This window comes from Marinomonas pollencensis, assembly GCF_003387375.1.
Taxonomy (GTDB): domain Bacteria; phylum Pseudomonadota; class Gammaproteobacteria; order Pseudomonadales; family Marinomonadaceae; genus Marinomonas; species Marinomonas pollencensis.
Genome location: NZ_QUNG01000007.1, coordinates 20,254 through 32,971, shown reverse-complemented (window position 1 = coordinate 32,971; position 12,718 = coordinate 20,254). Strand labels below are relative to the sequence as shown.

The 12,718-nt window shown below is 44.2% G+C and carries 12 protein-coding genes; 7 read left to right on the top strand and 5 right to left on the bottom strand.

Features of this window, described 5'->3' with window-relative positions; translation table 11 throughout:
• Positions 1–2 precede the first annotated feature (2 nt).
• Both DFP81_RS11115 and rpoE read right to left on the bottom strand, forming a co-directional pair.
• Positions 3–638, bottom strand: coding sequence for a sigma-E factor negative regulatory protein (locus tag DFP81_RS11115; protein WP_115897863.1), 636 nt, complete (start codon positions 636–638; stop codon positions 3–5).
• The gene (rpoE, locus tag DFP81_RS11110; protein ID WP_115897862.1) at positions 635–1,228 is read right to left on the bottom strand and encodes an RNA polymerase sigma factor RpoE; all 594 of its coding nucleotides are present in this window, start codon (positions 1,226–1,228) and stop codon (positions 635–637) included. The genes DFP81_RS11115 and rpoE overlap by 4 nt, the downstream gene beginning before the upstream one ends.
• 215 nt (positions 1,229–1,443) lie before the next feature.
• Here rpoE and nadB point away from each other — a divergent pair, with 215 nt between their 5' ends.
• On the top strand, positions 1,444–3,039 hold the full coding sequence (gene nadB, locus DFP81_RS11105) for an L-aspartate oxidase (RefSeq protein WP_115897861.1): 1,596 nt from the start codon (positions 1,444–1,446) through the stop codon (positions 3,037–3,039).
• Between the two features lie 3 nt (positions 3,040–3,042).
• Here nadB and DFP81_RS11100 read toward each other — a convergent pair whose 3' ends face one another.
• Positions 3,043–3,339, bottom strand: coding sequence for a hypothetical protein (locus DFP81_RS11100; protein ID WP_147299448.1), 297 nt, complete (start codon positions 3,337–3,339; stop codon positions 3,043–3,045).
• A 115-nt stretch (positions 3,340–3,454) separates the two neighbouring features.
• Positions 3,455–3,730: an FAD assembly factor SdhE gene (locus DFP81_RS11095; protein WP_115897859.1), complete on the bottom strand. Its 276-nt coding sequence runs from the start codon at positions 3,728–3,730 to the stop codon at positions 3,455–3,457.
• A 316-nt stretch (positions 3,731–4,046) separates the two neighbouring features.
• On the opposite strand from DFP81_RS11095, the gene DFP81_RS11090 reads away from it, so the two are divergent.
• From DFP81_RS11090 to DFP81_RS11065, 6 genes are all read left to right on the top strand, one after another.
• Complete coding sequence (locus DFP81_RS11090; RefSeq protein ID WP_115897858.1) at positions 4,047–5,363, top strand: ABC transporter substrate-binding protein; 1,317 nt, start codon at positions 4,047–4,049, stop codon at positions 5,361–5,363.
• 97 nt (positions 5,364–5,460) lie between these two features.
• Entirely contained in the window at positions 5,461–6,321 is an 861-nt protein-coding gene (locus DFP81_RS11085) for a carbohydrate ABC transporter permease (RefSeq protein ID WP_115897857.1), read from the top strand.
• A 10-nt stretch (positions 6,322–6,331) separates the two neighbouring features.
• A complete protein-coding gene (locus DFP81_RS11080; RefSeq protein WP_115897856.1) occupies positions 6,332–7,162 on the top strand; it encodes a carbohydrate ABC transporter permease in 831 nt (276 codons plus the stop codon).
• An 18-nt stretch (positions 7,163–7,180) separates the two neighbouring features.
• Positions 7,181–8,284, top strand: coding sequence for an ABC transporter ATP-binding protein (locus DFP81_RS11075; protein WP_115897855.1), 1,104 nt, complete (start codon positions 7,181–7,183; stop codon positions 8,282–8,284).
• The gene (locus tag DFP81_RS11070; RefSeq protein ID WP_115897854.1) at positions 8,277–9,707 is read left to right on the top strand and encodes a mannitol dehydrogenase family protein; all 1,431 of its coding nucleotides are present in this window, start codon (positions 8,277–8,279) and stop codon (positions 9,705–9,707) included. Before DFP81_RS11075 ends, DFP81_RS11070 begins: the two co-directional genes overlap by 8 nt.
• A gap of 182 nt (positions 9,708–9,889) precedes the next feature.
• Positions 9,890–10,792 carry a helix-turn-helix domain-containing protein gene (locus DFP81_RS11065; protein WP_115897853.1) on the top strand — a complete coding sequence of 301 codons (903 nt, stop codon included), beginning with the start codon at positions 9,890–9,892 and terminating at the stop codon, positions 10,790–10,792.
• A 69-nt stretch (positions 10,793–10,861) separates the two neighbouring features.
• On the opposite strand, the gene xylB is transcribed toward DFP81_RS11065, so the two are convergent.
• Positions 10,862–12,361, bottom strand: a complete 1,500-nt coding sequence (gene xylB, locus DFP81_RS11060) for a xylulokinase (protein ID WP_115897852.1) — start codon at positions 12,359–12,361, stop codon at positions 10,862–10,864.
• Positions 12,362–12,718: the final 357 nt, after the last annotated feature.

The window sequence follows — 12,718 nt, the reverse complement described above, 5'->3', positions numbered from 1 at the left end:
TGTCACTCTTTTATTGGGTAGCTCGCAATACGAGCCATCGGAATCATACCTCGACCAACGGTCATTGTTGCTTGCTCAGCATGCTGGCGTAGATAATTTTGTAAACGTAAATTATCAATATCCATAGGCTGTTTTTTTAACTCAGCAAGGGAAGTAACAGGCACGGTTAAGGTATCAATATCGCTGGCGGTATGTGCTGCAACGGTTGGCGCTTTGTTTGGCTCTGGGTTGAGTAGCAAATTACCACCGACCACTATGGCAAACGCCACACTGGCTGCGACGGCAAAGCCGCTCCAAAAATAACGCTTTTGGGGCGCTATATCAGAGACCATATCAGGTGTTAATGAAGGCAACAAAGGCGCCAAGGCAACAACATTAGACGCGTTTTTTTCACCCGTTTCTTGCTCTATCTGAGCGCTAACTCGAGCCGCCAGATTAAAGCCAGATTGGATATTTAAATCAACATCCGTTTCTTTTCTTAAAGTATGTTGGATAAGATGGAACGCCGCCATTTTATCATTTAGATCGGCTGAGTCCTGCGCCATTAAATCATGAAGATCCTGTTGATTTGCTTCATCATCAAACATTGCAGACAAGCTTTCTAATACAGCTTGTTGGCTATCATCAGACGCTGTCATAAATCATCTCCTCCATCCATAAATGGACGTATATGTTTTTCCACTGCTTCTCGAGCGCGGAAAATTCTTGATCGCACCGTCCCAACTGGACAGTCCATTATCTGGGCAATCTCTTCATAACTTAAGCCATCAAACTCCCTCAAGCTCAATGCGCCACGCAGTTCTTCTGGAAGGCCTTTAATGGCTTCGTGAATCGCTTTTTCTAAGCGATTTCTATTTAAAATTGCATCTGGTGTACTTGAATCGAGTAGCGCATCATAAACACTGAATGACTCGTCGTTATCCAGTTCTACATCAGAGCCAGGTGGTCGGCGTGAGCGGCTCACTAGATAATTTTTAGCCGTATTAACCGCAATACGATAAAGCCAGGTATAAAAAGCACTTTCTCCTCGAAAGGAATCTATAGCGCGATAAGCTTTAATAAAACTCTCTTGCGCCACATCTAGTACTTCATGTTTGTCTTGAACATAACGGCCAATCAGCCCGATCACCTTGTATTGGTACTTTAGAACTAAAAGATCAAAAGCCTTGCTATCACCTTGCTGGACTTTTTGAACTAACGCCTGATCTGAAGACGTTTCGTGCTGCATAGGCACCTCTTGTTAAACCTCATTAGCGCGCCAGTGCTGCTTATTTTAAGAGAAGACAACAAGACACAAAGCGAGTTCCCATATAATCTATAGAGACTTTTATATTTGCACAGAGTACACATTGTGGAGAAATAAAACACACCGTCAGAAATAGTTCACTATTACGCAATAACAATAGTAACATTAATACTTTAGACATGAATCAGATCAATATTATGAGCCGACATTTTAAACACGATATCGTCATCATTGGCGCAGGCGCAGCCGGCCTAACGTTAGCACTAGAACTGGCTAACACCCACAGCGTCGCTATTCTAACCAAAGCCGATATCCGCGAAGGCTCAACTCTTTATGCACAAGGTGGTGTAGCAGCAGTACTATCGGACGAAGACACCATCGAATCTCATATTAATGACACTATTGATGCCGGTGTTGAACTGGGCGATGCCGACGCTATCCGTTTTACTGTTGAGCATTCAAAAGAGAGTATTGATTGGCTTATCGATCAAGGCGTGCCATTCACACGTTATGGTGAAACTGAGAGCTACCATCTAACCAAAGAAGGTGGCCACAGCCACCGCCGGATTATTCACAGCGCGGACGCTACCGGCTTAGCGATCTCTAAAACCTTGATTAAAAATGCTGCTAACCACCCGAATATTTCCTTCTTCCCTGATCGTGTCGCCATAGACCTAGTAACCACAGAAAAACTGGGGCTAGCAGGCGAGAATAAGGTCGTCGGTGTTTATGCATTAAACCTTGATGACGATGTCATAGAAGTATTCCATGGCCAGTCAGTTTCTCTGGCTTGTGGCGGCAGCAGTAAAGTCTATCTCTACACCAGCAACCCAGATACTGCCTCAGGTGATGGCATTGCTATGGCATGGCGTGCAGGCTGTCGCGTCGGCAACATGGAGTTTAATCAATTTCACCCGACTTGTTTGTATGACGCTAAAGCCAAAACCTTTTTGATTTCTGAAGCGGTTCGCGGTGAAGGAGGAAAACTTCGCCTTCCTGACGGCTCGCGTTTTATGCCTCAATTTGATGAACGCGCAGAGCTAGCACCACGAGATATTGTGGCGCGAGCGATTGACCATGAAATGAAACGCTTGGGCATAAACCATGTTCTATTGGATATTTCTCACAAAGACGAAAGCTTCATAAAAGAACATTTTCCGACGATTTATAAACGCTGTTTAGAATACGGTCATGACATGACCAAACAACCAATTCCTGTGGTTCCAGCCGCCCATTACACTTGTGGTGGCGTAGTAGTAGACCAACATGGCTCTACCGATATTCGCAACCTTTATGCCATTGGAGAAACCGCCTACACAGGGCTTCACGGTGCCAACCGTTTGGCCAGCAACTCGCTGTTAGAATGCATCGTATTTGCCCGATCTGCGGCGCAACATATTATGAACAATCGAACCGAATCGGCTGATATTAAGATACCAGATTGGGATGAAACCAAGGTAACAGACTCAGACGAAGATGTTGTCATTACCCATAACTGGCAAGAATTACGCCGCTTTATGTGGGACTATGTGGGCATAGTAAGAACGGATAAACGTTTATTGCGAGCTAAACATAGGGTGGATTTATTACGCTCTGAAATCCAAGAGTTTTACACCAACTATAAGGTGTCTAGTGATTTACTAGAACTGCGCAACCTCGCGGTGGTCGCGGATCTAATTATTCGTTCAGCCATGTCTCGAAAAGAAAGCCGTGGCCTTCATTTCACCTTGGATTACCCTGACAAATTAACCAACAGCAAACCAACTATACTGCACCCTGACACGACTAACTGAGTATTACTTTGATGTCGCCTTGCTGCGCTTTAACATTTTTTGTTGCGCAGCATAGGAGCGCATCACTCGGTACTCATAATAAGGCAAACTGTCACGGTAAATCACACAATAAGTAGGCCAAAAGCGCTGCCACCACGTGTCTTTCCTGACTTGCTTTGCAATCAATTGCACACCGTTCACGCGTATGAAATCCAGTCGATAAAAAGCCGAACCCTGCTTTAAAAAAGCGCCATCTTCATCAATCCCAATGGCTAAAGCACCGCCGATCAAGTATCTCACTAGGCGATAAGAAAGGATCACAAAAACACAGCAAAATAGAGCCAGCCAGGTTTCTATCGGTGGCCAAAATAAACGTAGGAGTAGCGCACAGCAGCCTGCCAACAAAAGCCAGAATGCTGTGCCTAAAGCGGAAGGCTTAAGCGCGGTAGTTTTCAGGCTGAACACGAGTCAGAATAATCTCGACAATACGAGCAAAATCCGGGTCTTCTGGCACTTCTCTTTGCATAAACCACTCGAACAAAGCTTGATCTTCACAGGCTAACAAAGTACTAAAGCGCTGCTGATCTTCCTCATCTAGTGTTAAAAACACCTCATCCAAAAATGGCTCAAGAAGCACATCTAATTCCAGCATACCTCGACGGCATTGCATTTTAAGGCGCCTATAGGCGATAGAATCCGCAGTCAAACTCATGAAATTACCCTCAATATAGAATGCTCTCATTATATCGATTTGCCTGCACGCGGAAAACCGCTACATCAGATTCCATGACAATAATCACTAAACCACTGAAATGTCAGGATCTTGAAAGAAAAGATCTCTATTTATACATATTTTTTTGATTGTTTTTCCTTTTTATCGGTAAAAAAGAAACAAAATAGTACATGTATTAGCAATTTACGTACTAGCGAGTCAATTGAGATAGCTCTATATTGATGATTACTTGGTAATCAATTATCAAGACTAGGTATGACTATAAAAACAAAAGCCTCCAAATAGGGAGAACCTAATGAAAAGCCTTTCAAAAAACACGGTTGCTTGCGCCATCTCGCTAGCGACTGCGATTACCACTGCAAACGCCTTTGCTGATACCCAAATTACTGTGGCAACCGTGAATAACGGTCACATGATTGAGATGCAAAAGCTGACTCCTGAGTTTGAAAAAGCTAACCCTGGCATTAAAGTCAAATGGGTAACGCTAGAAGAAAGCGTACTACGTCAAAATGTCACCCAAGACATTGCTAACAAAAGCGGTCTGTATGACGTGATGACCATTGGTATGTACGAAGCACCTATTTGGGGTCAACGTGGTTGGTTAGAACCAATCGACGCAAGCGGCGATTACGATAAAAAAGACATCTTACCTTCGATCCGCAGTGGCCTTTCATACGACGGCACCTTATATGCTTCGCCATTTTACGGCGAAAGTTCAATGGTTATGTACCGTAAAGACTTAGTGAAAGCCGCTGGCATGGAAATCCATGACAATGACAGCTGGGACCATATTCGTGATGTAGCAAAAGCCGTTAATGATCCTGACAATGGTGTTTATGGTATTTGCTTACGCGGTAAAGCTGGCTGGGGCGACAACATGGCGCTTGTTACCACTATTGCGAACTCATTCGGTGGTCGTTGGTTTGACGAGAACTGGAAACCAGAAATCAACTCCCCTGAGTGGACTAAAGCAGTTAACTTCTACGTTGATTTACTTGGCAAGTACGGACCTCCTGGTGCCAGTTCAAACAGCTTTAATGAGAACCTAGCTCTTTTCAACGAAGGCAAATGCGGTATGTGGATTGATGCGACCATTGCAGCTTCATTCGTAACCGACCCTTCTCAGAGTAAAGTTGCTGATCAAGTCGCCTTTGCTCAATCTCCACAAGAAGTGACTAAAAAGGGTGCAAACTGGCTATGGGCTTGGGCTCTAGCGGTTCCTGTTGCAACCAAACATGAAGAAGCTGCACAGAAATTTGTCCGCTGGGCGACCTCTAAAGACTACGTTAAATTAGTCGCGAAAGATGCCGGCTGGGCAGCTGTACCAACGGGTACTCGTGAAAGTACTTACCAAAACCCTAACTTCTTAGAAGCTGCGGTATTTGCGAAAGCAGAGCTTAAAGCCATTAAATCGGCTGATCCTCAAGACAGCACTTTAAAACCTTCCCCATATGTGGGTGTTCAATTTGCCTCTATTCCTGAGTTCCAAGCGATTGGTACAACGACAGGGCAAATGATTTCTGGAGCACTTGCTGGTGCAATGACAGTTGAGCAAGCATTAAATAATGCGCAAAAAGCGGCAGAGCGTCAGATGCGTCAAGCGGGCTACTAGTCTAGATCTGAAACCAAGGTGGCGAATTAAGCGACCTTGGTTTCTTATTTTGAACCGTCGCACGACGCCCTATTCATTATAATAAGAGATACCTACCATGAAGCGCTCAATCACTCGCTTATTAATGGCGCCATCCGTCATCATGCTTTTAGTGTGGATGATAGTGCCGTTATCAATGACTATCTATTTTTCAACGATTCGTTACAACCTTCTGTACCCAGGCCAAAACAACTTTGTTGGTCTAATGAACTTTGAGTTTTTCATCACGGATCCTGGTTTTATTACTGCCGTTGCAAATACCCTGATACTCTTGCTATCAGCCTTAATTATTACCGTCGTCCTAGGTGTGATGTTATCAGCCTTAATCGACAAACCTTTTTTCGGGCGTGGCATAGTTCGCGTTTTATTGATTTCACCTTTCTTCATCATGCCGACGGTTAACGCCTTAATCTGGAAGAACATGATGATGAACCCGGTGTACGGCATCTTTGCCTGGATATCACAGTCTCTTGGGCTGCAACCGATAGATTGGCTCGGCACTTACCCCTTGATGTCCGTCATCATTATGGTTAGCTGGCAGTGGCTTCCATTTGCCATTCTGGTCTTTGTTACCGCACTACAATCTCAAGACACAGAGCAGAAAGAAGCGGCACAAATGGATGGCGCAACAGGCTGGCATATTTTCCGCTACCTAACAATTCCTCATCTAGCCCGTCCAATTGCCGTGGTTGTGATGATAGAAACTATCTTCTTGTTGGCTGTATTTGCTGAGATCTTTGTTAGTACCGGTGGTGGCCCAGGCTACGCAAGTACCAACCTAGCTTACTTGATCTACAACCAAGCTCTTCTTCAATACGATGTAGGCGTGGCTTCTGCGGGTGGTTTATTCGCCGTATTACTTGCCAATATCGTTGCATTCTTCCTAATTCGTGCCGTCGGCAAAAACCTAACGGTGTGAGGTAAATAAGATGACTCTTAATCAGCAACGTAAATTAAAAACACTTATAACAGGCCTATTTGCTTGGCTTGTTGCCCTTTTGCTCTTCTTCCCTATTTTTTGGATGTTTATCACATCTTTTAAAACGGAGTTACAAGCAATCTCAGTACCGCCATCTTTGTTTTTTGAACCGACTTTAGACAACTTTAAAGTGGTTCAAGACCGCAGCGACTACTTATTGCATGCAATGAACTCAGTGATCACTTCATTTGGTTCTACGATTATCGCCTTGATCATTGCGGTACCAGCAGCCTACTCAATGGCGTTTTTTCCAGGCAAGCGCACCAAGGACATCTTGTTGTGGATGTTGTCTACTAAGATGCTACCAGCAGTAGGTGTATTGGTGCCTATCTACATTCTTTTCCGTAACAACGGTTTATTAGATAGCCGCATTGGCTTGATCATTATCTTCACGCTAATGAACTTGCCTATCATTATTTGGATGCTGTTCTCTTACTTTAAAGACTTACCAAAAGAAATTCTGGAAGCAGCTCGAATGGACGGTGCCAGCCCATGGGGAGAAGTGGTTAAAGTGGTACTTCCTTTGTCCGTAGGCGGTATTGCATCAACAGGCTTGCTATCCATCATTCTATGTTGGAATGAAGCATTTTGGTCTCTTAACTTAACCGCCTCCAATGCAGCGCCTTTGACGGCCATGATAGCCTCTTACTCAAGCCCTGAAGGCTTGTTCTGGGCCAAACTGTCCGCTGCATCTACATTGGCATGCGCACCAATCATAGTATTCGGTTGGTTCTGCCAAAAACAACTTGTCCAAGGCCTTACATTTGGTGCCGTAAAATAATTATTAGGAATCTTAGCCATGAGTTACTTAGTTATTTCAGAATTACAAAAACATTACGATAGCTACCATGCATTACGTGGCATCAACCTAAACATCAAGGAAGGCGAATTTATTGTCTTCGTTGGCCCCTCTGGCTGTGGTAAATCCACATTGCTACGTACCATTGCCGGCTTAGAATCAAGCTCTGGCGGTACCATTGAGCTCGACGGTAAAGACATTACCGAAGTGGCTTCATCGAAACGTGATTTGGCCATGGTGTTTCAGTCTTACGCTTTGTACCCTCACATGACGGTCGCAGACAATCTATCGTTTGCACTGCGTCTTGCCAAAGTGCCTGATGCTGAAATCCAAGAAAAAGTTCGCTCTGTCTCTGCATCATTGCAGCTTGATCCATTGCTGGATCGTAAACCAAAAGAATTGTCTGGTGGCCAACGTCAGCGGGTAGCAATTGGTCGCGCTATCGTACGCCAGCCAAAAGTATTCTTGTTCGATGAGCCTTTATCGAATCTAGATGCAGCACTACGTGTACAAATGCGTTTGGAACTGGCTCGCTTACACAAGAAACTGGGCACTACCATGGTATACGTTACCCACGATCAGATTGAAGCGATGACATTAGCGGATCGAGTGGTCATCTTGAATGCTGGGCAAATTGAACAAGTGGGTACACCGTTAGAATTGTACCGCCAGCCTAATAGTCGCTTTGTGGCTGAGTTTATCGGCACACCAAAAATGAACTTAATCCCCGTCGATAACTTTGCCGTTCAAGGAGATCAACTGAGCTTGAACCTGCTCGACAGCAGCTTGTCTTTCCCTGCTAATCGCTTAGCTGGCCCACTGCCGAAAGCAATCGTGATGGGTATTCGTCCAGAGCATTTATCATTAGTTGAAGAAAATGGTGACTTTACTGGCCGTGTCGAGCTAGTAGAACACCTAGGTTCAGAGGCTTATGCTCACATTCAATTGGGTAACAATCAGACTATTATCTTAAAAGCCTCTGCACGCAGCACTCTACAAGATGGCGACTTAGTTCATATTAAAGTCGATAGCAGTGAAGTCATTCTGTTTAACGAAAGCGATCGCGTTATTTCTGTGATCGCCGAGGAGGCTGGTAATGACTAACTATCTTAATGCTAAACATAATTCTGAGCAGCTCTGCGCTCAGAACTATGCAAGAGAAGACATTCAGCCAGGTGTTGTTCACCTTGGTGTTGGAGCCTTTCACCGCGCCCATCAAGCCATGTATTTTGATCGTCTACTGGCACTTCCTGAAGGCAAAAAATGGGGCTTAACCGGGGTTAACATTCGCCCACAAGACAGCGAAATGTTTGCTCGTTTTAGTCAGCAAAACGGTGAATATGTACTTAAAACAATGGCGCCAGATGGCGCCGCTGAATACGTACATATTCGTTCAATTGTGCGCCAAATCGATGGTGCCAAAACACCGCAATTAGTCGATGAAGCCATCGCTGATGCAAACACACAGCTAGTCACCTCGACCGTCACTGAAGGGGGTTATTATCTCGATGAAAACCGTACCCTTATGTTGACACACCCTGCCATAAAAGCAGACATAGAAGGTGCAAGAAACACCTTATACGCTTTTTTGTACGCGGGTTTAAAGCTGCGTAGCGAAACCTCAAAAGCCAAAGTCACCCTGCTTTGCTGTGATAATTTACGTCATAACGGTGAATTATTAGAAACCGGCCTGATGCAATTCTTGGCCGCGAAACATGACCACCAGCTTGCTGACTGGGTAACAGAAAACGTGTCTTTTCCTTGTGCCATGGTGGATCGCATTACACCAAAACCTAGCCCGATTCACGTTCAGGATGTACAACAGCGGTTTGGCATTGACGATGAAATGACGGTCATGGGAGAAGACTTTGTACAATGGGTTATCGAAGACAATTTTGCCGGTGAGAAACCCGCATTGGATCTTGTCGGGGTCCAGTTTGTTGAGAAAGTTGATCCTTACGAAGAAGCCAAAATCCGCATTCTCAATGCAGGTCATACCTGTGTTACCTATCAAGCCGCACTGAAAGGCCTCACCTATTTTGATGAAGCCATGCGTGATGATGAATTAAAACAGTATTTCACAGACTTTATTAAACAAGATGCCATCCCTGCAATTGGTGAGTCTATTGTCGATTTACAGGCTTATTTTGAGATCATTGCAGCACGCTTCAGTAATGCCAATATTGGCGACACAGTAGATCGGATATGCACCGATGGCTATGCGAAATTCCCTATCTTTGTCTACCCATCACTGGTTAGATCCTATCAGCTGGGTAACACGCCTCAAAAAACCATACAAGGTATCGCCTACTGGTTTGTTTTTATTCATAAAGTGGCATCAGGCCAATTAAACATCCAATACCATGAGCCCAACGCCAGCGCGATGAAGGCATTCACCAATGATGACGCTGGCATCCAAGCATTCGCAACAGACGCTTATCTATGGGGCAATGTGTCTAGAGATTACCCAAGTTTTGTCACAGACCTCTCACATGCTATCGAGCAAGCGCGACTCAGGTACCCATAATCGACAATATTGAGCAAAGTAGCCTCACCTCTTTGCTCAATTTTCGCTAAATACACTTTGCTGAGGCATAATAGTGCCTCTGTCAGCCTCAGTAAAAATGCACTCATCTTCACGAATGCTTGTAGGCAGCTTTTCTATACATCATTAAAGCAAGACTTTGATTTTTGTTTTAGGTAAACATTATGTCCACAACAACAAAACGCAATACACCAGAATACGAACTAGTCGATAATGGCATTGAAACCATTCGCTATTTAGAACATGGCTATCCTAGTGACCTGATTCGCTGGCATGCTCACGATGATTATGAGTTGCACTTTATTGTGGCGACATCAGGCAAAGTGTTTGTAGGTGACTATATCGGTAACTTTAGCCCAGGCCAGCTCATCTTAACCGGCCCAAGACTCCCCCATAACTGGATCAGCCAACACAACCAAGAGCCGGTAGAAGTCAGAGACATGGTTATCCGCTTTGACCATGAAGCCTTTTCTGATGGTATGAAAATCATCCCTGAATTGGCCGAAATCCTGCCCATGTTATTAAGAGCAAAATCAGGCATTGAGTTTTTCGACCTAGACCTTGATGAACTTAGAGAAAACTTTGAAGCAGTACGAGATAGCAGTGGTCTACAACGTGTAATTCAAGCCCTGCCTCTGCTAAAAAAACTGGCTCAAAGTCAAAACTATCGTTTACTGTCGACGGTTCAAATTGATCTAAAATCGAACGAAGCATTACAGCGCAAAATTAATACTGTGGTCGATTATGTTTCTCAAAACTATAATCAAGACATTAGCTTATCGAACGCAGCCAACTTAATTAATATGTCAGATAGCCACTTCTCACGTTTTTTTAGGAAAGCGACGGGGAACCGCTTTATCGAGTTTGTGAATCGTGTGCGTATTAGCAGAGCTTGCAACTTGTTAACAGAAACAGATCAACAGATTGCTAATATTTGCTTTCAAGTGGGCTTTAATAACGTCGCGAACTTCAATCGACGCTTCCATGAATTAAAAGGTGTCACACCACGAGACTTCCGATCACAAAGCAATAAACGCTTTGAAGGTCAATCACTTACAACCCACTAGCCCTCGCACGACACTCTGAACCTGAAAGGCAGTGACTATAATAAAGCCACTGCCTTTACTTTTTTAAACTCACTCCTTTTCAGCTAGCAACTCAGACAACGCCTTATTTAAATGCTGAGTGCTGTTAAAAAAAGCCTTATGCAACTCATATTTTTTCTGATAATAAGCAGTTTGGCTGGTCTCTGGTTCATGTCTGTCTAACACATCAGGTAGCAAACAATACTGCTCAATTAGACTGTCTATATTGCCTCCTGCTTGCTGCTTATCGCCTAATAGGGCTAAGCGAGCAGCGCCTAAACCAGGCCCTACCTCTCCACCATCGCGATACAACAAACGCCTCGTTAATACATTGGATAATATTTGTCGCCAAACAGCAGAGCGTGCGCCACCTCCAATAAGGGACAGCTCTGTTACTTCGCTTCCAGCGGTGGCTAATGCGTTTTGACAGTCTAATAATGAAAAGGCCACTCCTTCCAATACCGCAAGCGTCATATCTTCAACTCGAGTCGAGTTATTCACTCCGACAAATTGCCCTTGAGCATAAGGGTCATTATATGGTGTCCGCTCACCACTTAAATAAGGGAGAAAAAGAACACTTGTTTCTGTCTTCGCAGAGTGTTCTAGCGCCTCTAATAAAGCCTGTACTGACAAGTTTGTTGTTTTTGAAAGCCATGACAATGAGTTAGCTGCGCTTAACGTAACTCCCATTTGATGCCAGCGATTAGGCAAAGCATGACAAAATGCATGTACGGTGTTTTCTGGGTTCGCCCTATGCGCTTCACTTACAGTGAAATACACCCCTGATGTCCCCAACGACAATAACCCTTGCCCTGGTCGAGTAACTCCCATTCCAACTGCCCCAGCCGCATTATCACTGCCACCAGCAACCACAGAAATACACGGCAGTTTTAACTGCTCAGCAACCTCTTGAGACAAGCAACCGATAACATCACTGCCTTCAAAGACCTTTGGCATCTGCTGTTGCGTTAGCCCAGTTGCGGCCAGTAACTCATCATCCCATTGGCGAGTCTGTGGGTTTAGCCATAATGTGCCAGCCGCATCTGAGCAATCCGTTGAGAACACCCCTGTAAGCCGGTAAAGCAAATAATCCTTTGGTAACAATACGCGACTTATTTGCGCAAAAATACTCGCTTCATTTTCGCGCACCCATTGAACTTTAGGCGCAGTAAAGCCAGGCATAATAAGGTTGCCCGAAAGTGCGACCATCTGAGGGCAGTTTGCCATCAGAGTTTGGCATTGTTGTTGGCTACGTCCGTCATTCCATAAGATACAAGGACGCAGCACCTCACCCTGTGCATTTAGTAAGGTGGCACCATGCATTTGCCCTGCTATGCCTAGGGCTTTTAGCTTAGTTAAATCCAACCTCTGCTGGAGTAAGGCAACCACTTCACAACAAGCTTGCCACCATGTTTCAGGATCTTGCTCTGACCATAAAGGGTGTGGTGCACTGCTGCTTAATGCCACATTTTCTTGCGCAATAAGACTACCGTGGTCATCAATAACAACCCCTTTTAATCCAGACGTTCCAAGATCAAGGCCTAAATACATAATTTATTTTTCTCATATTGGTCGCTGCTAAGCGCTTTTATTATTGTCGTTAGCTTTATATTGAAAACAGCTCGCGGCTAAGTCAAAGAGAATTTTGCATCGGGACTATTTCGTACTGTTAATGCATAAAATTCATCAAGTTTTCGCACAAAAACAAGTCTAAAAACGTTATAGTTATATCACTTTGCTTTGACTCTAATTAAAACTTATATCATTCTAGCTTTTCAGCAACTAGAACCAGCTACACAACTACGATCTTAAATTAACAAGGCTGTTAGATTTATTGATTTTAGTATTAAGCGTTTTTATTAAACCCTATTATTTGGACATAGTGCCTTTACAGGCTATAGAGAACAC